The sequence below is a fragment of the Bacillus alveayuensis genome (genome assembly GCA_030812955.1).
GTDB classification, from domain to species: Bacteria; Bacillota; Bacilli; order Bacillales; family Aeribacillaceae; genus Bacillus_CB; species Bacillus_CB alveayuensis.
In genome coordinates this window covers 104,714-129,395 of the sequence record JAUSTR010000002.1, presented here as the reverse complement: position 1 = coordinate 129,395, position 24,682 = coordinate 104,714, and the positions used below count along the sequence as shown (strand labels likewise).

At 38.0% G+C, this 24,682-nt stretch carries 26 protein-coding genes and 1 tRNA gene; 3 read left to right on the top strand and 24 right to left on the bottom strand.

All coding sequences use genetic code 11. From position 1 onward, the window contains the following. Positions 1-28 precede the first annotated feature (28 nt). The 5 genes from J2S06_RS05385 to rpoN form a co-directional block, all read right to left on the bottom strand. A complete protein-coding gene (locus J2S06_RS05385) occupies positions 29-1,213 on the bottom strand; it encodes a phosphoglycerate kinase (RefSeq protein ID WP_419151564.1) in 1,185 nt (394 codons plus the stop codon). A gap of 225 nt (positions 1,214-1,438) precedes the next feature. Continuing rightward, on the bottom strand, positions 1,439-2,446 hold the full coding sequence (gap, locus tag J2S06_RS05380; protein ID WP_419151563.1) for a type I glyceraldehyde-3-phosphate dehydrogenase: 1,008 nt from the start codon (positions 2,444-2,446) through the stop codon (positions 1,439-1,441). Between the two features lie 58 nt (positions 2,447-2,504). After that, on the bottom strand, positions 2,505-3,527 hold the full coding sequence (locus tag J2S06_RS05375; protein WP_419151562.1) for a sugar-binding transcriptional regulator: 1,023 nt from the start codon (positions 3,525-3,527) through the stop codon (positions 2,505-2,507). A gap of 128 nt (positions 3,528-3,655) precedes the next feature. Further along, positions 3,656-3,907: a glutaredoxin family protein gene (locus J2S06_RS05370; protein ID WP_419151561.1), complete on the bottom strand. Its 252-nt coding sequence runs from the start codon at positions 3,905-3,907 to the stop codon at positions 3,656-3,658. 15 nt (positions 3,908-3,922) lie between these two features. Next, the gene (gene rpoN / locus J2S06_RS05365) at positions 3,923-5,239 is read right to left on the bottom strand and encodes an RNA polymerase factor sigma-54 (RefSeq protein WP_419151560.1); all 1,317 of its coding nucleotides are present in this window, start codon (positions 5,237-5,239) and stop codon (positions 3,923-3,925) included. Between the two features lie 79 nt (positions 5,240-5,318). Here rpoN and yvfG point away from each other — a divergent pair, with 79 nt between their 5' ends. Next, positions 5,319-5,543: a protein YvfG gene (gene yvfG, locus J2S06_RS05360; protein WP_419151559.1), complete on the top strand. Its 225-nt coding sequence runs from the start codon at positions 5,319-5,321 to the stop codon at positions 5,541-5,543. 297 nt (positions 5,544-5,840) lie between these two features. On the opposite strand, the gene J2S06_RS05355 is transcribed toward yvfG, so the two are convergent. Further along, a tRNA-Arg gene (locus J2S06_RS05355) sits at positions 5,841-5,916 on the bottom strand. A 656-nt stretch (positions 5,917-6,572) separates the two neighbouring features. On the opposite strand from J2S06_RS05355, the gene clpP reads away from it, so the two are divergent. After that, positions 6,573-7,163 (top strand): ATP-dependent Clp endopeptidase proteolytic subunit ClpP, encoded by a 591-nt coding sequence (gene clpP / locus J2S06_RS05350; protein WP_044893549.1) that lies wholly within the window; start codon positions 6,573-6,575, stop codon positions 7,161-7,163. A gap of 61 nt (positions 7,164-7,224) precedes the next feature. Here the strand turns inward: clpP and J2S06_RS05345 are convergent, their stop codons facing one another. From J2S06_RS05345 to J2S06_RS05310, 8 genes are all read right to left on the bottom strand, one after another. Further along, positions 7,225-7,482, bottom strand: a complete 258-nt coding sequence (locus tag J2S06_RS05345; protein ID WP_419151558.1) for an HPr family phosphocarrier protein — start codon at positions 7,480-7,482, stop codon at positions 7,225-7,227. Positions 7,483-7,566: 84 nt separating this feature from the next. Then, positions 7,567-8,517 (bottom strand): DNA-binding protein WhiA, encoded by a 951-nt coding sequence (whiA, locus tag J2S06_RS05340; RefSeq protein ID WP_044893547.1) that lies wholly within the window; start codon positions 8,515-8,517, stop codon positions 7,567-7,569. Positions 8,518-8,551: 34 nt separating this feature from the next. Then, positions 8,552-9,511, bottom strand: a complete 960-nt coding sequence (locus tag J2S06_RS05335; RefSeq protein WP_419151557.1) for a gluconeogenesis factor YvcK family protein — start codon at positions 9,509-9,511, stop codon at positions 8,552-8,554. Between the two features lie 2 nt (positions 9,512-9,513). Beyond that, positions 9,514-10,401 (bottom strand): RNase adapter RapZ, encoded by an 888-nt coding sequence (rapZ, locus tag J2S06_RS05330; protein ID WP_419151556.1) that lies wholly within the window; start codon positions 10,399-10,401, stop codon positions 9,514-9,516. Positions 10,402-10,487: 86 nt separating this feature from the next. Beyond that, the gene (locus J2S06_RS05325; protein ID WP_044893544.1) at positions 10,488-10,946 is read right to left on the bottom strand and encodes an 8-oxo-dGTP diphosphatase; all 459 of its coding nucleotides are present in this window, start codon (positions 10,944-10,946) and stop codon (positions 10,488-10,490) included. Between the two features lie 492 nt (positions 10,947-11,438). Then, positions 11,439-12,386, bottom strand: a complete 948-nt coding sequence (trxB, locus tag J2S06_RS05320; RefSeq protein WP_419151555.1) for a thioredoxin-disulfide reductase — start codon at positions 12,384-12,386, stop codon at positions 11,439-11,441. Positions 12,387-12,782: 396 nt separating this feature from the next. Next, positions 12,783-14,222, bottom strand: a complete 1,440-nt coding sequence (locus J2S06_RS05315) for a tetratricopeptide repeat protein (protein ID WP_419151554.1) — start codon at positions 14,220-14,222, stop codon at positions 12,783-12,785. A 127-nt stretch (positions 14,223-14,349) separates the two neighbouring features. Next, the gene (locus tag J2S06_RS05310; RefSeq protein ID WP_044893541.1) at positions 14,350-15,180 is read right to left on the bottom strand and encodes a uroporphyrinogen-III synthase; all 831 of its coding nucleotides are present in this window, start codon (positions 15,178-15,180) and stop codon (positions 14,350-14,352) included. A 278-nt stretch (positions 15,181-15,458) separates the two neighbouring features. Here J2S06_RS05310 and J2S06_RS05305 point away from each other — a divergent pair, with 278 nt between their 5' ends. Continuing rightward, a complete protein-coding gene (locus J2S06_RS05305; protein WP_419151553.1) occupies positions 15,459-15,935 on the top strand; it encodes an N-acetyltransferase in 477 nt (158 codons plus the stop codon). A 337-nt stretch (positions 15,936-16,272) separates the two neighbouring features. On the opposite strand, the gene J2S06_RS05300 is transcribed toward J2S06_RS05305, so the two are convergent. The 10 genes from J2S06_RS05300 to J2S06_RS05255 all read right to left on the bottom strand — a co-directional run bounded on the left by J2S06_RS05300 (position 16,273) and on the right by J2S06_RS05255 (position 24,682). After that, on the bottom strand, positions 16,273-17,133 hold the full coding sequence (locus J2S06_RS05300) for a Cof-type HAD-IIB family hydrolase (RefSeq protein ID WP_044893535.1): 861 nt from the start codon (positions 17,131-17,133) through the stop codon (positions 16,273-16,275). A gap of 186 nt (positions 17,134-17,319) precedes the next feature. Continuing rightward, the gene (gene hisIE / locus J2S06_RS05295) at positions 17,320-17,946 is read right to left on the bottom strand and encodes a bifunctional phosphoribosyl-AMP cyclohydrolase/phosphoribosyl-ATP diphosphatase HisIE (RefSeq protein WP_419151552.1); all 627 of its coding nucleotides are present in this window, start codon (positions 17,944-17,946) and stop codon (positions 17,320-17,322) included. Then, a complete protein-coding gene (hisF, locus tag J2S06_RS05290; protein WP_419151551.1) occupies positions 17,943-18,701 on the bottom strand; it encodes an imidazole glycerol phosphate synthase subunit HisF in 759 nt (252 codons plus the stop codon). Before hisF ends, hisIE begins: the two co-directional genes overlap by 4 nt. Continuing rightward, complete coding sequence (gene hisA / locus J2S06_RS05285) at positions 18,698-19,432, bottom strand: 1-(5-phosphoribosyl)-5-[(5-phosphoribosylamino)methylideneamino]imidazole-4-carboxamide isomerase (RefSeq protein ID WP_044893532.1); 735 nt, start codon at positions 19,430-19,432, stop codon at positions 18,698-18,700. Before hisA ends, hisF begins: the two co-directional genes overlap by 4 nt. Further along, positions 19,432-20,052, bottom strand: a complete 621-nt coding sequence (hisH, locus tag J2S06_RS05280; RefSeq protein ID WP_419151550.1) for an imidazole glycerol phosphate synthase subunit HisH — start codon at positions 20,050-20,052, stop codon at positions 19,432-19,434. The genes hisA and hisH overlap by 1 nt, the downstream gene beginning before the upstream one ends. Before the next feature lie 2 nt (positions 20,053-20,054). Next, positions 20,055-20,642: an imidazoleglycerol-phosphate dehydratase HisB gene (hisB, locus tag J2S06_RS05275; RefSeq protein WP_419151549.1), complete on the bottom strand. Its 588-nt coding sequence runs from the start codon at positions 20,640-20,642 to the stop codon at positions 20,055-20,057. Between the two features lie 11 nt (positions 20,643-20,653). After that, on the bottom strand, positions 20,654-21,922 hold the full coding sequence (gene hisD, locus J2S06_RS05270; protein ID WP_419151548.1) for a histidinol dehydrogenase: 1,269 nt from the start codon (positions 21,920-21,922) through the stop codon (positions 20,654-20,656). Positions 21,923-21,929: 7 nt separating this feature from the next. Further along, a complete protein-coding gene (gene hisG / locus J2S06_RS05265; RefSeq protein ID WP_044893528.1) occupies positions 21,930-22,568 on the bottom strand; it encodes an ATP phosphoribosyltransferase in 639 nt (212 codons plus the stop codon). Continuing rightward, a complete protein-coding gene (locus tag J2S06_RS05260) occupies positions 22,565-23,740 on the bottom strand; it encodes an ATP phosphoribosyltransferase regulatory subunit (RefSeq protein ID WP_044893527.1) in 1,176 nt (391 codons plus the stop codon). The genes hisG and J2S06_RS05260 overlap by 4 nt, the downstream gene beginning before the upstream one ends. Positions 23,741-24,172: 432 nt before the next feature. After that, positions 24,173-24,682: an acyltransferase gene (locus tag J2S06_RS05255; protein WP_419151547.1), complete on the bottom strand. Its 510-nt coding sequence runs from the start codon at positions 24,680-24,682 to the stop codon at positions 24,173-24,175.

Sequence of the window (24,682 nt, the reverse complement as noted above, 5' to 3'; positions counted from 1 at the left end):
CAAATGTCGTAAGGGTAAGGTAAGGTCATTACTTATTTTCTAATGCTTTGACTCCTGGAAGTACTTTACCTTCCATAAACTCTAAAGATGCTCCTCCACCAGTGGAGATGTGATCCATTTTTTCAGCTAAACCAAATTTTTCTACAGCTGCTGCAGAATCTCCACCACCAATAACTGTATATGTATTTTCTGCAGATGCTAAGCTTTCTGCCACAGCTTTCGTTCCATTTGCGAACGTATCCATCTCAAATACGCCCATTGGACCGTTCCAAACGACTAGCTTTGAATTTTGAATGACTTCATTGTATGTTTCAATCGTTTTCGGACCAATGTCCAGTGCTTCCCAATCACTAGGAATGCTGTCAATTGATACAACCTTTGTGTTCGCATCATTTGAGAAGTCATCAGCAACGACCGCATCCACTGGCATGTAGAAGTTGACACCTTTTTCTTTTGCACGGTCCATGAAGGATTTTGCTAATTCAATTTTATCTTCTTCTAATAAAGACTTTCCAACTTCATGACCTAATGCTTTGACGAATGTGTAAGCTAAACCGCCACCGATAATTAAGTTATCTACACGGTCTAATAAGCTTTCAATGACACCGATTTTATCTTTCACTTTTGCCCCACCAATAATCGCTGTAAATGGGCGATCTGGATTTTCAAGTGCTTTACCTAAAACATTAATTTCTTTTTCCATTAAAAATCCTGCCACTGCTGGTAAATGTTCAGCAATACCTGCAGTAGAAGCATGAGCGCGGTGAGCAGCACCGAATGCATCATTAACGTATAAATCTGCTAATTCAGCAAACGCTTTTGATAATTCTGGATCATTCTTTTCTTCTCCTGGGTAGAAACGAACATTTTCTAATACAAGAACGTCACCTTCTTGCATGTTGGCAATTTCTGCTTTCACAGCTTCACCGTACGCTTCGTCCACTTTTTTCACAGGTTTATTTAATAGCTCTTCAAGACGTTTAGCAACTGGAGTAAGACGAAGCTCTTCGACAACCTGACCTTTTGGACGGCCTAGGTGGCTAGCTAGTAATAGTTTAGCTCCATTTTCGATTAAGTATTGAATAGTAGGGAGTGCAGCACGGATACGAGTGTCATCCGTTACTTTTCCGTCTTGCATGGGAACGTTAAAGTCGACACGGCAAAAGACAACCTTCCCTTTTACATCTACATCTTTAACCGTTTTTTTGTTCATGGTCAAAGGTCCTCCTTTGAGTTTGACTTTCCATTGAAGGATCGAGAGATGATCTTTCAATTTAGCGAAAAAGGGGAAGGGGCGTTGATCAAAAATCCCCATTCCCCTTTCCGCTATTCATTATAGCTTTTTCAACGGAGCAGCCACAAGTCTATTTTGCAAAGTCTGACATGTAAAGACTATTTGATTTTCTTTTAAAATCAATGAATACAATCGCTGATCGAATTAAAGACCTTGTTTAGCAATGTATGATGCTAAATCAACAACACGATAAGAGTAGCCAGTTTCGTTATCATACCAAGAAACTACTTTCACCATACGGTTTTCCATAACCATAGTGGAAAGTCCATCAACTGTAGAAGAGTGAGTGTCGCCATTGTAGTCGCGAGATACTAATGGTTCTTCACTGTATGCTAAGATTCCTTTTAATTCCCCTTCAGCTGCTTCTTTAAGCGCTGCATTTACTTCTTCAACTGTTACATCTTTTTCAAGCTCTGCAACTAAGTCAACAATTGAAACGTTTGGAGTTGGTACACGCATCGCCATACCGTTTAATTTTCCTTTTAAGTCAGGTAATACTAATGCAACAGCTTTTGCTGCACCAGTAGTTGTTGGAATGATAGACTCGGCAGCTGCACGAGCACGACGGTAATCTTTATGCGGCAAGTCTAAAATTTGTTGGTCATTTGTGTAAGAATGAACTGTAGTCATCATACCACGTTTAATACCGAATCTTTCATTAAGTACTTTCGCAAAAGGAGCTAAGCAGTTTGTTGTACAAGATGCATTAGAGATGACATGATGTTTTGCTCCATCATATTGATCGTGGTTTACACCCATCACAATTGTAATATCTTCTTCTTTTGCTGGTGCAGAGATGATCACTTTTTTCGCACCTGCTTCAAGGTGTTTTGCAGCATCTGAGCGATTTGTGAAACGACCAGTAGATTCAACCACAATTTCAACACCAAGGTCTCCCCAACCAAGTTGTGCTGGATCACGTTCAGAAAGGACTTTAATTTCCTTGCCATTTACGACTAGGTTATTTCCATTTACAGAAACTTCAGCGTCAAGTTTACCATGTACAGAGTCATATTGTAATAAATGAGCAAGCATATTAGCATCAGTTAAGTCGTTAACAGCTACTACTTCAACTTCAGGATTTTTTAATGCTGCACGAAATACATTGCGGCCAATACGACCAAAACCATTAATACCAATTTTAACTGCCATTGTTAAAAAACCTCCTTAATATTGAAAAAAATGAATCATTATATAGAAAGGGAGTGAATCATAATTCCCTTATTAACTCTTTTGCTGCCGCCTCATCCGTTATTAAAATGTGATTAATTTCCTGTTTCATGTATGCTTTAATCGCTTTTGCCTTTGATGCCCCTCCAGCAACAGCAATGACACAAGGAATTTTCTTTAAATCATCAAGCTGAATACCGACTGTTTGAACTTTATGAACAACTTCTCCTTCTTGATTAAAATAATATCCAAATGCTTCTCCAACCGCATATCGTTTTTCAATCTTCTCCAAATCTTGAAAAGACGTTTTGCGGCGCTCAGCCATAGTTTTAGCATCTCCTATTCCATGAATAACCATGTTTGAAGTGCGAATGATTTCTAAAATCTCCTTAATGTTAGGCTCTTCTATAATGGACTGATAGGCCTCTTGGCTTAGCTGGTCTGGTACATGAAGGAGACGATAATGACCATTAGCTCGCTCAGCCATCTTGGCACAAATCGTATTCGCTTGATTTTCGACGTTTTCCCCGAGCCCCCCTCTTGCGGGAACAAATAAAATATTTTGATGCTTGCTATCAGGTATCATCATTTCTGCTACAGCCGCTAATGTTGTTCCACCTGCAACAGCGATCGTTTCGTTCCCCTTTAATCGTTTGTTTATGCATGTTGCACATGCTCGACCTAATTCCTTTTTGACCCAAGGGGAAACATCACTATTACCTGATACAACAATGACATCCTCTAGTTTTAACTTTTTCCTTAAAGTATCTTCCAATAACGTTAATCCTGAAAACTCTTTAATCATTTCTTCTAAAGATGATAATACCTCTAAGCCTTGCTCGGTCAACGTCATGCCTGAGGGGTGAATATGAATTAAACTTTGATCTTTTAAAAACTGAACTTCTCCTCTCAACACTCGTTCACTAATCCCTAAATTGTTCGATAAACTTCGTCTACCTATTGGCTGCATAATTCGTATATGCTGCAATATTTGAAAACGTTTTTGCATAACTTGGAGAAGATCAGGTAATAATTTTTTTTGCACATCAATTAACGTTTTCATTTTAAAAATCCTTTCACTATGAAACTACGTTCGGGACATTTCGTGTCCCTGTATGACATATTATGTCCCATTAGGACCAAAAATAAAACACCCCTGCTTCAATATTTATTTTAACAGGGGAAAAAAAGTTAATCAATAACTGTCTCTTTAAGTAAACGTTTTCTTATAAAATTTTTATCTACTTTACCATATGCAATCATTTCCCCATCCATTTCAACAACAGGGATCATTAATTGATATCTTTCCAATAAATGATCATCTTCGTAAATATCAATTTCTTTCATTTGCAACGGAAACTCTTCTTGTAAATCCTTTATGATTTCTATTGCTTCATCACAAAGTGGACATCCATGCTTGGAATAAACAACAATTTCTTTCATTATACATACCTCACATCACTCGTAGCGTTTTCTAATACTTGAAGCTGGAATATTTAGCTGATCACGGTATTTCGCAACTGTTCTTCTGGAAACGCTCATATTATATTCTTTTTTCAAAAAGTCAGCAATTTTTTGGTCAGATAAAGGACGTTTTTTATCTTCTCCTTCAACAAGTTTTTGGATCATTTGTTTGACATTAGCCGCTGATGTATCTTCTAAATCATTGGATGCTACCCTGTTCGTAAAGAAATATTTAAGTTCATATAAACCAAATGGTGTTTGAACATATTTATCTTTGACTGCTCGACTGACTGTTGATTCATGAATAAGAAGTGAATCAGCAATATCTTTTAATGTTAGCGGTTTCAAAATCTGATTCTTTGAATAGAAAAATTCATGCTGGTGGCGAATAATTTCATACATTACTTTCACCAATGTATCTTTTCGTTGTTCAAGTGATTTCACTAGCCATCGACATTGTTGGATTTTACTTGTTACATAGCTTTTAATTTCGCTGTCATTTCCCATTTCAATAAGCGGTTCATAGTTTGCAGAAATGCGAATTTGCGGTAAAAGGTCATCGTTGTAAAAAACGACCCACTCCCCATGCTTTTCTTCAACGATTAAATCTGGAATAATATAGTTTGGGTGTGTATCTTCATACTGTAATCCTGGTCTCGGATTTAACGTTTGAATAAAGTCATGAATGCATTGAATTTCTTTTAAAGATAACCCAGTTTTTTTTGAAATTTCCTTCCATGTTTTTTCCGCAAACGGCTTAAAGTATTCGCGCAAAATGAATTCTGTATAAGCCGGTTTATCTTTGATTTGCTTTAATTGTAAAAGCAAGCATTCTTGTAGGGATCTCGCTCCTACACCAACTGGATCTAAAGACTGCAATACATGCAGCTGCTTTTCTAACACTTCAAGTGGTATCGCAAATTTCTTTGATATATTTTCCAAATCCTCTGTCATATAACCATTTGAATCAACAGCATCAATTAATATTTCCATTGCCTGCCTTTCAACCGAAGAAAAATGAAAATCGAACAATTGTGAACGTAGGTGCTCATGTAAACTGGAACCTTTTCTCGAGACATTTTCAATCCAATTCTGTTTTTCATCCGTATGTTGTTTTCTTTTATTATGATAAAATTGATTCGAGTTCGATTTATCAATAAAATCGATCAGGGGATTTTCTAATGTAACTTCCTGAAGATAGGAAATTAAATCGACTGTCGAATATTGCAAAAGAGTGATCGCTTGTTGAAGCTCTTTTGTCATGGTGAGCTTTAAAGTCTGTTCTTGAAATAAGCCAACTTTCATATTCATGTTACCTTCCCCCTATACTTAAACATTGTACACCAAGAAGCAAGAAGTGTGTATGAAAGAAAATGGAAGGAGGATGACCGTGACACAATTATTTTCTATTCAATATTTTGAAGAAAACTTGCGACAGCATATACAAATGTATAAAGGTAAAGCGTCAAAACTCGATGCGATGAATAGCTATTACCGTTCTGTCGTATCTACATTAATACACGATCAGCTAACAAAAAATAGAGAAGTGTTAAAACGAATTCAAAATCTTGATCAAGCCTATCAAAACATAAAAGATGAAAAGGAAGATTTGTAGCCCCAACCAAAAACATTTGTTGGGGTTTTCATATTTAAATACTTTCCCACTCTAGATGAAGTTGAATATTAAAGTTTCCATTCAATCACTAAAAACGATATCGTTATTTGAATATTATGAAATTTCACTAAAATTATACCGTACTTATATGAAAATATCGATTGTATGATGAAAATGAATCAAAAATTTTTTGCACTTTTCTAAAAGATTGTTGCTTTACAACCATAGCTTTTCGACTGCCCAGGCTCGATTTTATATAAATAAAAGATCCCCATTTAAGAGATCTTTCTTCTTTAGCGCGCTCGGAGGGACTCGAACCCCCGGCAGACGTGGTACCGGAAACCACCGCTCTATCCAACTGAGCTACGAGCGCATATGAAAGTGTCACGTCATGAATTATAATCTATTTTTAAAATTGTTGCAAGGTATGTTTATTAATTTCATTCAATCTTTGATACGGTATGATTGTTTGAAAAGTTGATAAAAAGGGTAAGATGTTCATGTAATCTTTATTACGGCATAAATATTAACGTAACACAAAAAACTTCATCTGTTTCATGGTTTCCTTTCCGCCATTTCCATTTTATTTTCACATGCTTTGCTGCTTTTGATTACCGAAACGTAAAACACATCGTAGGGCAAGACTGAAAGCAATTGCGGCGAATCACCAATTTCTTTACAGAACATCTTTTTTTATTGGCTCTTTTCTAAAAGATTGTTGCTTTATTATACGATAGCTTTTCGACTGTCAAGCAAGCGAAACGCTTGCTATGTCACGCTTGTAGCGTGACGTGAACCGAACAAAAGTCGATGGTCGGACAAATGTGATTTGTCCGACCACGTGCTTTGTTCGGTTCATAGACAGTCGAAAAGCAACAAAGCTTACGAAAACAGCCTTTTTATTTTAAAAGCAACAATTATAACGAAAAGAGTGTAGATAAAAAAGTTTTTGTTTGACCTTTATTGACCTTCGAGGTATTATGGATGTAGTTGAAGAATTTAAGATCTTTTGACAAAGGAGGAAAAAGGATGAATTTAATTCCTACTGTTATTGAGCAAACAAACCGCGGAGAACGTGCTTACGATATTTATTCACGCCTATTAAAGGATCGCATTATTATTCTTGGTACACCAATTGATGATCATGTTGCGAACTCCATTGTCGCTCAATTACTATTTTTAGCTGCTGAAGATCCTGAAAAAGATATTTCTTTATATATTAACAGCCCTGGCGGATCTATTACAGCTGGTATGGCCATTTATGATACGATGCAGTTTATTAAACCAGACGTTTCAACAATGTGTATCGGTATGGCGGCTTCTATGGGGGCTTTCCTCTTAGCAGCAGGGGCAAAAGGAAAGAGATTTGCATTACCTAACAGTGAAGTGATGATTCACCAACCATTAGGTGGTGCACAAGGTCAAGCAACAGACATTGACATTGCTGCAAGACGTATTTTGTCGTTGCGTGATAAATTAAATAAAATCTTATCTGAACGTACGGGTCAACCACTTGAAGTAATCGAGCGCGACACCGATCGCGACAACTTTATGACAGCAGAAAGAGCTATGGAATACGGAATTATCGATAAAGTGCTAACTCCAGAAGGGGTTAAATAATGTCAGCTTGATCGAAAATAAAACGGTGAGTACTCAATGAAAATACTCACCGTTTTATTATTTATCCTTCACGTTGGACATAATTTGTTAACGCCTCAATCGCCTCATCTTCATCAGGTCCATCAGCGATCAAGGTAATAACCGAACCAGAGCTGACAGCTAAGCTCATTAATCCCATGATGCTTTTAGCATTGACTCGTTGGCCATCTTTCTCAATAAATACATCTGAAGAAAATTTATTCGCCTCCTGCACAAACAATGCAGCTGGTCGTGCTTGAAGGCCTGTTTTTAAACGAACTTCAACCTTTTTCTCTATCATTTGAATCCCTCTTTTCCTTAATTTCTTAAAAATTCATGAACTCCATGTTTAGTTGGTAAAAAGGATCGCAAATGCTTATCCAATTTATTTAAATGAAACAGGTTGACCTGATCTCAGTTGTTCTGCGATTTGATCAAGCTTTCGCAAGCGGTGATTAATACCTGATTTGCTAATTTTCCCACTTGAAACCATTTCACCAAGCTCTTTCAATGTAACATCTTGATACGTAATACGAAGTTCAGCAATTTCCCTTAATTTATCAGGTAAAGAATGTAGTCCAATTTTTTCATCAATATATTTGATATTTTCCACTTGCCTTAAGGCAGCGCCAATGGTCTTATTTAAGTTAGCGGTTTCACAGTTCACAAGTCTATTAACAGAATTTCTCATATCCCGAACGATCCGAACGTCTTCAAAGCGGAGCAAAGCTTTATGGGCCCCGATAATCGTTAAAAATTCAGCAATTTTTTCTGCTTCTTTTAAATACGTAATATACCCTTTTTTTCTCTCTAATGTTTTACTATTTAATTGGAATGTATTCATCAGCTCAGAAAGCGAGTCATTATGCTCCTTATAAAGGGAGAAAATTTCAAGGTGGTAAGATGAAGTTTCCGGGTTATTGACAGAGCCCCCTGCTAAAAATGCCCCACGAATGTATGATCGCTTGCAGCATTTTTTCTTGACAAGTTCAGGTGAAATGGCATGATTGAATGTAAAATTTTCTCCTAATATCTTTAAATCTTCTAAAATTTCCTTTACTTGCTCCACTAATCGCACAATGTACACATTATTCTTTTTCAGCCGCATTTTTTTTCGGACTAATAGCTCAACTTGAACCTCGTATTGCTTTTTGATCAATGTATAAATGCGCCGAGCGATCGCAGCATTTTCAGTTTGAACATCCAAGATAAGCTTTCGGCTTGAAAAAGATACTGAACCGTTCATTCGGATGAGCGCGGACAATTCAGCTTTTAAACAACATGACTTTACCTCTAAGTTCGTTAATTCTTTTTTTGTTTCAGATGCAAAAGACAATGAAAACACCTCCAATCCTACGCCCAATCCACACCTATTCCATTACGAGCTTCTGTAAAATGGCCGCAACCTTTTTCGTATCATGTCTAATCATTTCATTTTCATAGCATATAATTCGATCTTGAATTACGTTTAAACCTAATTTTGTTAATTCATTTATATCTATTTCTACCGGCTGTGCTTTTTCCTTTTCATACCGTAATTTTATCCATTCTGGTATTGCTTCATTGTTCACTAAAATGGTATCTATAAATGAACAATTCAGATGTTGATAAAGCGCTTTTACATGATCGCTTGCTGTATAGTTTAACGTTTCGCCTGCTTGTGTCATCACATTGCAAATGTACACTTTTTTTGCTTTGGCACTACAAACTTCTTCACCGATTTCCGAAACTAATAAATTAGGTAAAATACTTGTATATAAACTTCCAGGACCTAAAATGATCATGTCAGCTTCTCGAATGGCTTCAAGTGTCTCTCGTAATGGCTTTACTTGTTTCGGAGTCAAAAAAACACGTTTAATCCGTTTACCCGAATAAGGGATTTTTGATTCCCCAGTGACAATTGTACCATCTTCCATTTCCGCTTTTAATACAACGCTGCGATTAGCGGCTGGCAATACTTTGCCACGAACATTCAATACCTTGCTCATTTCACGAATAGCAAGCATAAAATCTCCAGTAATGTTCGTCATGGCCGCTAGAATTAAATTGCCTAATGAGTGTCCAATTAAATTATTTCCATTCTTAAATCGATGTTGAAAAAGCTCTTCTATTAACGGCTCTACATCTGATAAGGCAGCCAACACATTTCGAATATCACCTGGCGGAGGTATATCGAGTTCGTCTCGTAGTCGACCTGAGCTGCCACCATCATCGGCTACTGTTACAATAGCCGTGATGTCAAAAGGGTGTTCTTTTAAGCCTCGCAAAAGAACGGATAAGCCAGTTCCGCCCCCAATAATGACTAGTTTTGTTTTTTGTTCAAGCGCCATAGTTAGCGGTTTTTTCTCCTTTCAATATCTCGATGCGAAACGTGGGTTTTGTATTCTTTCTGAAAATGTTTAGCTAAATATTCTGCTAATGTTACAGATCGATGTTGTCCACCTGTACATCCGATGGCAATTACTAACTGGCTTTTTCCCTCTCGTTTATAATGTGGAAGCATAAATGAAAGTAAATCAATCGTTTTTTCTAAAAACTTCATTGTTTCATTCCACTTTAAAACATATGAAGAAACTTCTTCATCCAACCCCGTTTTCGGTCTCATATGATCGATATAATGTGGATTTGGCAAGAAACGAACATCAAATACAAGATCTGCATCTATAGGGATTCCGTACTTAAAGCCAAATGACATAACATTGACGGTAAAGGTCTGCTCTTCGTTTTCTGCAAATTGTTTTAATATTTTTTCACGCAACTCGCGTGGTTTTAAATTAGATGTATCATATATAATTTGCGCTCTCCCTTTCAATTCCTCTAACAACTTCCGTTCTAATTGAATTCCTTCAAGCGGAAGTCCAGAAGTGGCAAGCGGATGTGACCTTCTCGTTTCTTTATATCGACTAACTAACACTTGATCATTTGCATCGAGAAACAAGATTTGTGGGGTGATCCAAGAGAGCTCCACCATTTCATCAAGGGCTTGAAACAGTGAATCAAAAAACTCCCTTCCTCTTAAATCCATGACGAGTGCAACCTTATTCATTTTTGAGCTAGACTCTTTCATCAGCTCTAAAAATTTCGGCAGCAAAGTTGGCGGTAAGTTATCAACACAAAAATACCCAAGATCCTCAAAGCTTTGAATCGCTACCGTCTTTCCAGCTCCAGACATCCCAGTAATAATAACCATTTTAATATCAGATGTAGATCCATTGTTCATCGCTTTTTTCCTCCCCCATACATTTCGGAAGTATTCTACCCGATTTTTTCTTTTTATCGTTCAAACAAAATCGGTCGACTTTATTTTTATTGAGGATCTAATCGGTAAGAAATTAATTGAAAATCTGGTGTATAAGTAAATGTTCCATACATCATTCCTGAACCTTTCACCATGTAGTCAATAATATGGTAATCTCCTGGCGCCATCGGTAATTGCTGAATATGATCAATCGGATGCCAAGCGAGCTTTCCCTCTTCTGTTTCCGAAACATTTTCGCCGCTATATTCCGTCGCTACAAAGGTAAACATCATCCATTCTTGAATGACTTTTTCCTCTTCTTTCATAATGATTGTAAAAATTCCTTTTACTTTCGGATTTTTTAAATAGATCCCTGTTTCTTCACGAAATTCACGGACGACTGAATCTTTAATCGATTCCCCCTGCTCCATTTTCCCTCCAGGCGCTGACCACCAATTACGTCTTGGCTTTTGCAGCAAGAGTACTCGATCTTCCTTTACAAGTACACAGTTTGTAACCCTTTGCAACGATAATCACCTCAAATCATCTACACATGTATGGGTCGTCTTATTTATTGTTTCATTATACTATTAATGATCATGAAACCACAATGCACGAAACTTTAACTTTTTGATACGGCTCCTTTCGTCATAATGGTTGTGATTAGAGAGGTTGCCAGAAGGGTTGATTGGCTAATGCTTCGAGCCTCACCACACAGGCAATCAAAAGCAACTAAGTTTGCGAAAACAGCCCTTTATAAAACCAAGATAACTAAACATATGTACACGTTTGCTATACGAATGAGAATAGTATAAGTTACAAAAAAAATTTTTTTGATTTATATGAATAAAAAAAGAAGCACGGGAAAGGGCACCCGTGCTGACAATGTCTATTCTTAAAGGGGGTCAATTACTAATTTTATAATAACGGATAATTATTTCACGGATGTTACAGGATATTTAAATGACCGTTACGTTTTTGTAAACCTTTTCCGGCATCCATTAAGTTCTAAACCCCTCTTAAACCGTCTTTAATTTTTCCTTTAGTTCCTCAACATAATGCTGGGCACTTTGGGCAGCAATACTTCCATCACCAGTCGCTGTAACAATTTGACGTAGTGATTTTTCTCGAATATCGCCTGCAGCAAAAATACCGGGAACTTTTGTCTCCATTCGTTCATTTGTCACAATATATCCTGCTTCATTTGTAATTCCGAGGTTTTCAAACGGTTTTGATAATGGAACCATCCCAATGTAAATAAAGACACCATCAATATCTTTCACTGTTTCTTCTCCTGTTTGTGTATGAACAAGAGTGACTTTTCCAACCTTTCCATCGACTTCATGAATTTCTTTGACAGTATGATTCCAAATAAAACCAACTTTCTCATTTTCAAATGCGCGTTGTTGAAGGATTTTTTGTGCACGTAATTGATCACGTCGATGAACAATTGTAACGCTATTAGCAAAGCGTGTTAAATATACACCTTCTTCAACAGCAGAGTCTCCTCCACCAACAACAATTAAGTCTTTTCCTTTGAAGAAGGCACCATCACATACGGCACAATAGGAAACACCGCGACCACCAAGTTCACCTTCCCCAGGGACGCCTAGCTTTTTATATTCAGCCCCCGTTGCAATAATGACAGCACGTGCTTTATATTCTTTATTTCCTGCTTTGACGATTTTAAACTCCTCACTGTCAACTACTTCTGTGACATCACCATATGCGTATTCTGCCCCAAACTTTTTCGCATGCTCAAACATTTTATTGGATAGCTCTGGACCTAAAATGTGATCAAATCCCGGGTAATTTTCTACATCTTCTGTATTCGCCATTTGGCCCCCAGGAACACCGCGCTCAATCATTAAAGTTGATAAGTTCGCTCGGGAAGTATAAACGGCAGCTGTTAAACCCGCAGGTCCTGCCCCAGCTATAATCACATCATAAATTTTTTCCTCTGCCACTGTCATTCACTCCTTTAAATATTTCACAGCTACTAAGTAGTATTATTCCCTATTACCTATCCTATAAAAAATACAATCTTTATGCCATCTATTTGCTCAAATTTAATGAAGCGGTACACAAGTGTTGATTATCCATTATTTTACTTAAACATACAGAATCGTATGGCAGAAAAGCTAGAAATAGAGCCATCTCATCTAGTTATTATTGGTTAATCAACACGCCTGGAAGTGGCAAGGAGATAACATTTAGAAGCATCCGAAAATGATGTATAAACCCCTTTAAAAAGCGTTGAGGCTATCCCTTAAGCATTGAACCCCACACGTATTTTATATTTAGATCATCTGATCCCTTTTGATCTTATATATGGTGTAAGGGTCTTTGGGACAGCCTCTTTCTTATCCATGTTCTTCATTTAAGTTTATCTTGAGCTCTTTTATTTTTTTTACATATTTAGCTAACGTTGTTGGTGAAATTTGATATTTTTGGGCAATGTATGCTTGCGTCTCCTTTATCTTATGCTGTTTGTTAAACCAAACATTTACGGCTGCTGCCCATGCTTTTTCATTTTGCAGCTTTAAATTTGTTTTCGCGGATAAAATAAAAATATGAAACCAAGTCTTTATCAACTGTTCATGACCATTCTTTTCAAAAAGATAATCAGCAACTTGAAAAGCAAATAACAACAGCTTATGATGATTGCGTCTATGGGATAATATGGCTTCAATCGCTTTCTTTACATTGGAATGATGTAGCAATTGCCGATAAAATTCATGAGCACGCTTCCCTTTCGTTTCTACATAAGTAGCATACAATTGCTTTTCTATCAGATCTTCCGTGATTTTATGATCATCCTTCCAAGGTTCGCTACCTTTTTTTTCGGGGTTTTCCTGAATAACTCGTTTCCAGCATTTAGTAGCAAAATCACGGCGGCCTGTAAAATAAGCAGCGTACGATAACCAATAATAAAACGTATCGTCCCCATGAAATCCTTTTTTATATAATGAATAAAGCCATTTAAAGGCGTGATCATAATGCTCGACAAGCGCCAACGTTGCACCTAATTTATAGCGATGCTCCATTAGCATTGGATAAATGGAAGAAAGCTTTTCCACAAGCTTTTTCACTTCTTCATCTTTCTGTTCATAAAAATAAAAAACAAGCAAGTTGCATAATGCATGCAAATTACCTTCGTTTTTCTCTAATACGAATGCTAAATATTTTTTAGCTGTCTCAACTTCCCCTAAATAAAAGTGTGCTAATGCTAAATTATTATAGGCTGACCAAAAGTCCGGATAATGATGGATCAGTTCATTTAATTCGTGAATCGCTTGATCTAATTGACCTTTTACTAAACATTGACGAGCTGACTCCTGACGCACAATAAGATCTTCCTGATCTGAAAAAGAGTCTTGCTCTCCCTCCATCTCAAGCATTTCGAGAAGGTCCGCATTTTCTTCTGAAAACTCGCCGTTCGGATCTTCCATTGCGTACTTTTGTGCATATTTATATGCTTCGTGAAACAAACCTAAATGGGCATAATTGTTTGCCATAAAATAATAGCATTCCGTCATGCCATCATTCATTTCTTCGATAATATAGATTAATAGCTCATTCGATTTTTGATATTCACCTAGCTCTGTATAAATCATCGATAATTGGCAAAGGGCTTCATCGTTTCGTGGATCTAATTCAACAGCTCGATGAAGCATTCGTGCTGCCAAGCTTAAGTTGCGCTCTCGATAAGCTTTTAAGCCTCTACGATAAAAATAACGGCTATCCTGCAAAAATGGGACAACCTTATGGTGAGAGGTTCGATTATTTTTTTGATTTCGCACTAACATCCTCCATTTCACATAAATTGCCGTAGCTAGTATACCATATATTATCTTGTGAGAACATGAATATTCATCGATCAAAAACATTCCTTTTTATACATTGACTTACATAAAGGGCAAAATCTTTCTATTTTTCTACAGCATTTGACTGCTCATTATGTTTTACATATTCATCTAATGCGACAATCATTGCCCCCATCCGTTCTAATTGAGGAACGACCAGTCGGTGTACACCTTGTTCTCTCAGTTCTCCAGCTGTCACTTTCCCAACAGCTGCTGCCACAACTTCTTGTTGAAAGGCTTCGACCAGCTTTGATAAAGACCCTCTCTTTTCAGCCAATCGAAAAAGAACTCTAACCTGCGGAGCTGCTGTAAAAGCAACAGCATCTAGCTTTTTCTCGACAATTTCATTCAATAGTTGTTCGACCGTTTCTCGATTCGGTACAATCGTTTTATACGGCAAAATTTCATGGACCATTCCATTGCGATGTTTAAACCATTCGGACAATTTCGGAATCGGTTCTCCATGTAATTGCAATAAAACTTGTTGATTCTCAAACTCGCTTCCTTCGAGCGCCCGAAGCAGCCCGTCATTCGTTCCGTCATCATCGACAACGTCTGGATTTACATCATGTTTTTTAAGGGCAGCCACTGTTTTATATCCACGCACAGCAATTTTGGCCTTTTGTAAAACTTGTAAATACTGCTTCAAAACTCCAAGCTCTTCTGCAGCCTCAAAAAGAGCGGTCGTCCCAATTCCTGTCGTAAACACAGCCCAATCGATTCCATTATTCACGACTTTGTAAAGATCTTCTTGCAATGTTGAAACAGCAACCTTCACCGTTTCCTGAATAGCCCTTATGACAGGCTCTCCTCCCTTTTTTCGTATTAAAGTAGAAATTTCTTCACTTTTTCGTGAACCCGTAATAGCGATTCGCATTCCTTTCAAATTTCCCAACGATGATTCCCCTTTCTTTCAATATGTAATTACTATTATAAAGCCTTCATTTTCACAATAAACATTTTAAATAATAAAAACTTGACAGACTAATAGTTCTTAAAACATTATCAAAAAAAATTTAGCTTATTGAATAGAAGGAAAAATTGTATAAATATAAATCATCACGATCATGAAAATATGGCGGTTTTATGTTGACAAATCTATCTATATACCGATATGATATACGAATAAATATTATTTACTATTGATAATTATTCACGAATGAGGGAGTATAAATGAACATTCGAAAAGCGGTTATGAGTGATTGCGAGACCATTTATCAATTAATTAAACATTATGCTCTAGAAGGTAAACTATTAAGCAGAACATATACATCAATTTATGAAAATCTACAAAACTTTTATGTTGCAGATGATGGCGGAAAAGTTACAGGCATTGCCAGTCTTCATATATTGGACAAAGATTTAGCGGAAATTCGTTCACTTGCTGTTGACCCAGAATATAAGGGGAAGGGCATCGGAAAAGAGCTTGTCAAAAAAATAATAACGGAAACGAATAGACTGCAAATAGAAAACTTAATCGCCTTAACGTATCAAATCGAATTTTTTTCTAAACTTGGATTTCATATTGTTGATAAACAGTCACTGCCGCAAAAAATGTGGAAAGATTGCATCAATTGTCCAAAATTGCCGTCATGTGATGAAACAGCGATGTTAAAAAAGGTTTGGCAGCAGGAATTAATAAAAAAATAGAAGTGGAAAAATCTCCGCTTCTTTTTTAATTTTTAAGCTTTTCACTTGACTGTTTTCGTAAGCATTGTAGCTTTTCAACTATCCGCGAACCGAACAAAGCACGTGCTCGGACAAATTACATTGTCCGACTATCGACTTTTGTTCGGTTCACGTCACTCTATTAGCGTATCGTTTGCCTGACAGTCGAAAAGCTAGAGTATTGTAAAAACAAACAATCTTTTAGAAAAGTGCCTGCTTATAAAGAGATGTTTCATCAAGGCAATCGGTAATTCGCCAATTGCTTTAAGTCTCATATCACAACGTGTTTTTCATTTACACAAAGTTTGCGAAAACAGTCCTATTTATTTAATACATATTTGCGAATAATATGGGCGACACCGTGCTCATCATTCGTTTTCGTCACAACATCACATATTTCTTTCACCTTAGGATCTGCATTGCCCATAGCGACAGAAAGCCCAGCAGCCTCCAACATTGGTACGTCATTGAAATTGTCGCCGATTGCAATCGTATTGTTCATTGGAATATTAAAATGTCGGGCGACCGCATTCAATCCAAATCCTTTATTCCCTTTTTCATCCATCACTTCAATGTTATCATTTCCAGAAGTCGTAATCGTGAGCCCCTTAAGTTTTTTCAATTCCTCCATCATTTCCTCTCTTTTCTGCGGATGAAGCTGCAAAATAAAGAACTTTTGTACAAATAAATCATGAAGGTCAATGACGTCTTGAATATGATTGAAAAAATGAATGCTGTCCGTTTCTTTTGGCTGTTCCGTTAATTGCCGGTATTCCAATTCGGTTAATCGGCTTTTAAGCTCTTCGTTTTCTTTTAAAGATGTCTGAATGTTGTCATACCAGCTTTTAGGTATCCAAATACCATCATTTGTATAAAGCTTATAAGGTGACTGATAGCTTTCCAAAATTTGTGCCGTTTTCAACACTTCCGGTTTCGCCATTGAGATGATTTCCCGTTCTTTCCCATCAATCACAACAACTGTTCCATTGCTTGCTGCAAACGGACAAGAAAGATTGTAGTCATTCAATAGTTCAAAAATATTTTCAGGTGCACGCCCCGAACAAATCATGACAATATTTCCTTGATTTTGTGCTTCGCGAATCGCTTCGAGATTTTCGGTTGATATCGTTAATTGAGAAGATAACAATGTTCCATCCAAATCAATGGCTACTAATTGCATCAACGTCGACTCCCTTTATCAAAGTTTACCAACCTTATTATATACTATCTTGTATTTTTCCGCATAAAGTCTACAAATTGTTCGAGCGAAATCCTTACATCAGCAAGAATCTTGCTCCATCATAAATGAATAAGGTGACTGATTGGGTCAGCATTGCTTTTCAACACAGTCACCTTTTAAAATCATTTACTTTTCATATCGTTCCTTTAACACCTGTAATACGACATCAAGCGGAAGCTTTTGCTCCCTTAGTAAAACGAATAAGTGAAAAATCAAATCTGCAGCTTCCCACTTTAACTCTTCATGACTTTGATTTTTCGCAGCGATAATCACTTCTGCGGCCTCTTCTCCAACTTTCTTTAATATTTTATCGACCCCTTTTTCAAATAAATAGGTCGTATAAGAGCCTTCAGGCCGTTCCATATCTCTTTTGGCGATGATTTGTTCAAGCTTATTCAAAATATCAAATCTGTCTGAATCCGTACGATTGTCATCTCCTATTAAATCTTTGTGAAAACAAGTATATTCTCCTGTATGACAGGCAGGTCCTTTCGGCTCAACGAATACGACAAGCGCATCACAGTCACAGTCATAGCGAATCGCTTTCACTGTTTGCGTATTTCCAGAGGTTTCTCCTTTATGCCATAGCTGCTGGCGTGAACGGCTGAAAAACCAAGTTTCCTTTGTTTCAATTGTTTTCAATAAAGATTCCTTATTCATATAAGCAACTGTTAATACTTCTTTGCTGATGGCATCTTGAACAACAGCAGGGATGAGCCCGTTTTCATCAAATTTTAAATCTTCTATGTTCATCGAATGTTCACTCCTTGGCGTCGTAAATACCTTTTTACTTCTTTAACAGACGTTTCTTTATAATGAAAAATAGAAGCGGCTAAAGCTGCATCTGCCAGCCCCTCTTGAAAGGCTTCATAAAAATGCTGTGCCTCACCTGCTCCACCAGATGCGATCACAGGTACAGTTACAGCTTCACTCACCATTCTCGTTAATTTCACATCAAATCCGTTTTTTCCTCCGTCTGCGTCCATACTTGTTAAAAGAATTTCCCCTGCACCACGTTTCACTGCCTCTTTTGCCCAATCGACAATTTCCCAATCTGTTCGTTTCCGACCACCGTGTGTGTAAACAAAATATTTTCCTGTCATTTTGTCATATTTCGCATCAATCGCTACGACAATACACTGCGACCCAAAAAATTGGGCCCCTTCCGTAATCAAGCCTGGATTTTGGACAGCAGATGTGTTAATCGATACTTTATCCGCCCCTGCACGGAGAATTTTTTTCATATCCTCTAACGTGTTAATACCACCACCTACTGTAAATGGAATCGCTAGTTTTGCTGCAACCTGGGCAACAACCTCGACCATTGTTTTTCGTCCTTCATGGGAAGCAGAGATATCTAAAAAGACGAGCTCATCGGCGCCCTCCTCATCATAAAATTTTGCAAGCTCGACCGGATCACCTGCATCCCTTAGCTCAACAAATTGTATACCTTTGACAACCCGTCCATCTTTCACATCTAAACAAGGGATAATTCGTTTTGTAATCATGCTTCTTTCACCTCTTGAAGCACATCCGTTAAACGAATTTTACCAGTATAAATCGCTTTGCCAACAATGGCTCCAATGACCCCATCTTTCTCTAGTACTTTTAGCGCATTGAGATCGTCCACAGAGCTGACTCCCCCAGAAGCAATGACGGATTTCCCCGTTTCCTTTGCCATTTCCTGAACGGCTTTGATGTTAGGTCCTGAAAGCATACCATCTGTTGCGATATCTGTAAAAATAAAAATTTCTGCCCCGCTCTTCGCAAGCTCTTTTCCTAATTCCACTGCAAGAACTTCCGAAGTTTGGAGCCAGCCTTCTGTTGAAACATAGCCATTTTTTGCGTCGATTCCAATAGCAATCCGGTTTCCATACTTCGATAGCATTTTTTCCACAAATGGACGGTTAGAAATGGCGGCGCTCCCTAAAATGACACGGGAAACTCCGTTGTCCAAATAATCTTGAATATCTTCTTCCGTCCGAATTCCCCCACCAACTTGTACCTTTACATTTAATTCCTTTGCTGCTTTGATCACATGCTCGTGGTTAATTCGCTTTCCAGCTTTAGCGCCATCTAAATCGACCATATGAATCCATTCGGCACCTTCTGTGACAAAACGCTTTGCCATTTCAAGCGGGGAGTTGCCATACACCGTTTCTTTGTTATAATCGCCTTGGATTAGGCGAACGCATTTACCACCTAAAATATCGATTGCTGGATAAATCGTAAACCCCATTACTTTTGCTCCTTCCCGTCTACAATGGATAAGAAATTTTGTAAAATGGCCATTCCTAACTTCCCACTTTTCTCTGGGTGGAATTGTGTACCGAGAATATGATGTTTTCCAACAACGGCCGGTACTTTTACTCCGTATTCAGCACTTGCCAGAACAATCTCCTCTTGATCCGTAACGGCATAATAAGAATGGACAAAATAAACAAAATCTTCTTTTAGCCCTTTTAATAAATCGTGTTCAGCATGAAACGTTAATTTGTTCCACCCCATGTGCGGCACCTTTAATTGCTCAGATGGAATCTTTTTTATTTTTCCGCTTAATAGGCCGAGCCCTTTTGTTAAACCGTTTTCTTCACTTTCTTCAAACAATAGCTGCATACCTAAACAAATGCCGAGAAGCGGTTTTCCGTTCTTTGTTTCTTGTATTAAAAAATTATCAAGACCCATTTCCGATAATAGCTGCATCGCATCTTTAAATGAGCCAACTCCCGGTAAAATAAAGCCATCAGCCTGTTTTAATTCATCTGTTCGACTAGATAAAAAATAGTCGGATCCTAAACGTTCCAAAGCTTTGCTCACACTATATAAATTGCCCATCCCATAGTCAACGATCGCAATCATTGTTACAACATTCCTTTCGTTGATGGAATCCCTTTCACACGTGGGTCAATCATCGTCGCTTCATCAAGTGCTCTTCCTAATGCTTTAAAAACAGCTTCAATCATATGATGGGTGTTTCTCCCATAATGAACAATGACATGTAAATTCATCCGTGCTTCTAGAGCCAGCTTCCATAAAAACTCATGAACAAGCTCTGTATCAAAAGTACCTACTTTTTCTCCCGGAAATTCTCCCTTCATTTCAAAATGAGGGCGATTGCTTAAATCTACAACTACTTGTGCTAATGCTTCATCCATTGGTACAAAAGCATTACCATAGCGCTTAATTCCTTTTTTATCGCCTAGAGCTTCTCGCAATGCTTGTCCTAAACAAATGCCAATATCCTCTGTCGTATGGTGATCGTCGATTTCAATATCTCCTTTTGCCAAAACCTCTAAATTAAAGTGTCCATGCTTCGTAAATAAATCAAGCATATGGGATAAAAAAGGGACTCCCGTTTCAAGATTTGATTTTCCTTCTCCATCTATGGCAAGTGATAATGTAATATCCGTTTCATTTGTTTTACGTAAAATCTTCGCTGTTCTCTCCATTGTCTATCCCCCTATTTCAAACGCGATTCAACGGCTCGCGCATGAGCTTCTAATCCTTCATATCGAGCCAGTTTTGTTATTTTTTCAGCATTAGCTAAAAAAGCCTCTTTACTATAAGAAATAATGCTCGATTTTTTGACAAAATCATCCACATTTAAAGGGCTTGAAAAACGAGCCGTTCCATTTGTCGGCAGGACATGGTTTGGTCCAGCAAAATAATCACCAACTGGCTCTGAGCTATATCGTCCTAAAAATATTGCCCCAGCATGCTTAATTTTGGCCAAGCACTCCTCTGGGTGTTCAGTTAATATTTCTAAATGCTCCGGAGCTAACTCATTCACAATTCTTACCGCTTGCTCCATCGTCTCTGTTACATATATTTTCCCGTATTGTTCAATAGATAAAGCGGCGATATTTTTTCTCGGAAGACTTTGAAGCTGCCTTTTCACTTCTCTTTGAACATTTTCGGCTACTACTATAGACGTCGTTACAAGAATACTAGTGGCCATCGGATCATGCTCAGCCTGGGAAAGCAAATCGGCCGCTACTTCATTTGCACGTGCCGAGTCATCTGCTAAAATAACGATTTCACTCGGACCAGCAATCATATCAATATCGACAAGGCCAAATACAGCTCGCTTCGCTAAAGCTACATATATGTTTCCAGGACCAACAATTTTATCAACAGGTGTGATCGTTTCCGTCCCATAAGCAAGAGCCGCAATCGCTTGAGCCCCACCTGCTTTATAAACTTCCGTAACACCTGCTTCATTTGCAGCCACGAGCACACCTGGAGATAGTTCACCTTTTTCATTAGGAGGTGAAGTAAGGGCAATTCGTTGAACACCCGCAACCTTTGCTGGCATCACATTCATTAACACAGAAGAAGGATAGGCTGCTGTTCCCCCTGGAACATAAACGCCAACACAATCAAGCGGCGTTATTTTTTGTCCGAGCATTGTGCCGTTTTCATCAAAATCAATCCAAGAGTTTCGTTTTTGTTTTTCATGGAAATTATAAATATTTTTTGCTGCTTCACGAATAATGGATATCAACTCATCATCAAGCTGCTCATATGCATTTTCGATTTCATCCTGTGTCACCTTCAGCGATGTCAATTCTGCACCGTCAAACTGTTTCGTATAAGATAAAACCGCTTGATCCCCTAAAGCCTTCACTTGTTCGATAATCGTTTTAACTGCTTGCTGCTGCTTTTCTGTACCAGATTCAATCGTTCGTCTTAAGGAAAGCTTTTCATCTGAAACTTTGATGATCTTCATACTTCGTTCACTCCTGTTCCTCTTCAACAACTTTCGCCAGACGCTCAACAAGTGTATCAATCGTTTCATCCTTCATGCGGTAGCTAACAGGGTTGACAATGAGACGCGATGTAATGTCTGCGATATGTTCAAGCTCTACAAGACCGTTCTCACGGAGAGTTCTCCCGGTCGAAACGATGTCAACAATCCGATCAGCTAATCCAATTAACGGAGCTAGTTCAATGGATCCGTTTAATTTAATGATTTCCACTTGTTCTCCTTGCTCACGAAAATATTTGGATGCAACATTCGGATACTTAGTCGCCACCTTTGGCGCTATATCATTGAGCTTTGTTTCCGGCAATCCTGCCACCGCTAAATGACATTTACTAATGTTTAAGTCGAGAACTTCATAAACATCTCGCTCTTCTTCCATCATGACATCTTTTCCGGCTATTCCAACATCAGCTACCCCATGCTCGACATATGTGGTAACATCCATCGGTTTTGCTAAAATAAAGCGAAGATGTTCGTTTGGAACATCAAGGATAAGCTTTCTTGACTCATTTAGTTCTTCTGGTAAAACATAACCTGCCTTCTGCAAAAGCTCCGCCGCTTCCTCAAAGATTCTCCCTTTTGGCATCGCAATCGTTAACAAGCTTTTCATCTTTCTCTCTCCTTCCCGGGTTTCCCGAGAAAATAAAACACATCCGTAAACTGCTTAGCAAATGAATCAACATCTTGAATACCCGAAATATTTTGCAAAACGACATGCTTTCCTTCTTCACGAAGTTTACTCGCTTCCTGGAAAGCCTCTTGTCGTCTTTCCTCGCTATAAATCACACTATAAAGATCTCTCGTAACTTGTATTTCTCCTAATGCTTCGACAAGGTGGTCTAAACGAATTCCAAATCCCGTTGCCGGAGCAGGACGCTCAAAATTGGCAAGAAGCTGATCATACCGTCCGCCATTTCCAATCGGAAACCCTACGTGATTCGCGTACAATTCAAACAAAATACCTGTATAATAGCTCATATGGCTAACAATGTTTAATTCTAGCTTAACATATTTTTCTACTTGATAAGATTGAAGATGAGTCCACAAATTTTGCAAATCAACAAGGGCCTGCTTTCCTTCTTTACATTGGACAAGCTCCATTGCTTCGTCACATTTTTCAATGCCGCCTCTTAAATAAAGCACCTTTAATAGTCTGTCCTTATCAATTTGGGAAATGGACAATCCTTTCACATGCTCCCTGTAGCCAACAAAGTTTTTCTCATATAAATATCGGCGCAGTACATCCGCCCGTTCCGCATTGCCTAATATTTCTTCAAAAAGAGCATGAATAAAGCCGATATGGCCGATCGAAATTTTAAATTCTTTCAAGCCTGCTTCTTTCAATGCAGAAACCATAAGTGCAATGACTTCAGCATCGGCACTCGTCGTTCCATCTCCAATTAACTCTACTCCGACTTGTTCAAACTCAGCTGGACGTCCTCCCTCATGTTGTTGAGCCCGAAATACATTCGCTGCATAAGCAAGCCGCAGAGGGTAATTCCCTTTAAACAGCTTTGATGCTGCTACACGAGCAATTGGCGCCGTCATATCAGGGCGTAACACAAGTGTATGCCCTTGCTGATCTAATAATTTAAACAATTGCTGCTCTAAAATAGCAGATTGAACACCAACGGTTTCATAAAACTCCAATGTTGGCGTTTCTAACATTTGATAACCCCATTTTTCAATAACATTGATCATGTTGTTACGTACAGAAGACTTAAACGTATATAAGCTTGGCAACGTATCCCGCATCCCAAGCGGTTTTTCAAACATAAACACGGTTGGCACCCCCAACACAAAATACTTTAATTCGCTAATATGCTAACATACTACCAAAATAAAGACATTCATTCAAGAGAAAAATGTTCATAATTATGAAAAATTACCTCGAATATGGTCGAGCGTTATTTCGATTAATGCTTATGCATGTTTATAGTTCTTAAAAGTATACTATTGGATTGTAAATGGGGTAATTTCTTAAGGCTGTTTTCGTAAACTTTGTTGCTTTTCGACTGTCCATGAACCGAACGAAGCACGTGGTCGGACAAATTACATTTGTCCGATCATCGGCTTTTGTTCGGTTAACGTCACGCTACAACGTGTAGCAAGCGTATCGCTTGCCTGACAGTCGAAAAGCTGTAGTAAAGCAACAATCTTTTTGGAAAGAGCCTTTCTAAACTGATAAAACAAAAAGGTGTAAACTTTTAGTGCTTACACCTTACGTCTTTGGTCCATCTCTTCCTTCGTGTAAATGATTCGCATCGGGTTTCCACCAACAAAGCACCCTTCCGGAACATCTTTATGGACGACTGTGCCAGCGGCTACAACTGCACGATCGCCTATTTTTACACCTGGTAAAATCGTCGAATTTGCACCAATCATCACTTCATTGCCGATTTCAACGTTCCCTAGCCGATACTCTTCCACTAAATATTCATGTGCTAAAATCGTGGTGTTATAACCAATAATGCTATTTTGACCTATTTTAATTTTCTCTGGGAACATAATATCGACCATTACCATAAAAGCTAAGGAAGTGTAAGAACCAATGTCCATGCCGAGAAAAGTGCGATAAAGCCAATTTTTAAGAGGCATAAATGGAATAAAGCGACCGATCAAAATGATGAGAACATTTTTAAACACTTTCCAAAACGAGACCGTTTTATATACTTGCCATAAAGAATTGGATCCGGAAACAGGGTACCGATCTGTTCTTCTCAA

Coding starts and splice junctions, on each gene's coding strand:
- hisA (WP_044893532.1), bottom strand. CDS start 19,432: ATGGGGTTTACGATTTATCCAGCAATCGATATTTTAGGTGGTAAATGC.
- hisB (WP_419151549.1), bottom strand. CDS start 20,642: ATGGAGAGAACAGCGAAGATTTTACGTAAAACAAATGAAACGGATATT.
- rpoN (WP_419151560.1), bottom strand. CDS start 5,239: ATGAATATGAAAGTTGGCTTATTTCAAGAACAGACTTTAAAGCTCACC.
- J2S06_RS05385 (WP_419151564.1), bottom strand. CDS start 1,213: ATGAACAAAAAAACGGTTAAAGATGTAGATGTAAAAGGGAAGGTTGTC.
- J2S06_RS05335 (WP_419151557.1), bottom strand. CDS start 9,511: ATGGCGCTTGAACAAAAAACAAAACTAGTCATTATTGGGGGCGGAACT.
- J2S06_RS05305 (WP_419151553.1), top strand. CDS start 15,459: ATGAACATTCGAAAAGCGGTTATGAGTGATTGCGAGACCATTTATCAA.
- clpP (WP_044893549.1), top strand. CDS start 6,573: ATGAATTTAATTCCTACTGTTATTGAGCAAACAAACCGCGGAGAACGT.
- hisIE (WP_419151552.1), bottom strand. CDS start 17,946: ATGAACATAGAAGATTTAAAATTTGATGAAAACGGGCTCATCCCTGCT.
- hisG (WP_044893528.1), bottom strand. CDS start 22,568: ATGAAAAGCTTGTTAACGATTGCGATGCCAAAAGGGAGAATCTTTGAG.
- hisD (WP_419151548.1), bottom strand. CDS start 21,922: ATGAAGATCATCAAAGTTTCAGATGAAAAGCTTTCCTTAAGACGAACG.
- J2S06_RS05345 (WP_419151558.1), bottom strand. CDS start 7,482: ATGATAGAGAAAAAGGTTGAAGTTCGTTTAAAAACAGGCCTTCAAGCA.
- hisF (WP_419151551.1), bottom strand. CDS start 18,701: ATGATTACAAAACGAATTATCCCTTGTTTAGATGTGAAAGATGGACGG.
- J2S06_RS05300 (WP_044893535.1), bottom strand. CDS start 17,133: ATGCAATTAGTAGCCATTGATTTGGATGGAACATTGTTATCTTCTCAA.
- J2S06_RS05370 (WP_419151561.1), bottom strand. CDS start 3,907: ATGAAAGAAATTGTTGTTTATTCCAAGCATGGATGTCCACTTTGTGAT.
- hisH (WP_419151550.1), bottom strand. CDS start 20,052: ATGATTGCGATCGTTGACTATGGGATGGGCAATTTATATAGTGTGAGC.
- gap (WP_419151563.1), bottom strand. CDS start 2,446: ATGGCAGTTAAAATTGGTATTAATGGTTTTGGTCGTATTGGCCGCAAT.
- rapZ (WP_419151556.1), bottom strand. CDS start 10,401: ATGAACAATGGATCTACATCTGATATTAAAATGGTTATTATTACTGGG.
- J2S06_RS05375 (WP_419151562.1), bottom strand. CDS start 3,527: ATGAAAACGTTAATTGATGTGCAAAAAAAATTATTACCTGATCTTCTC.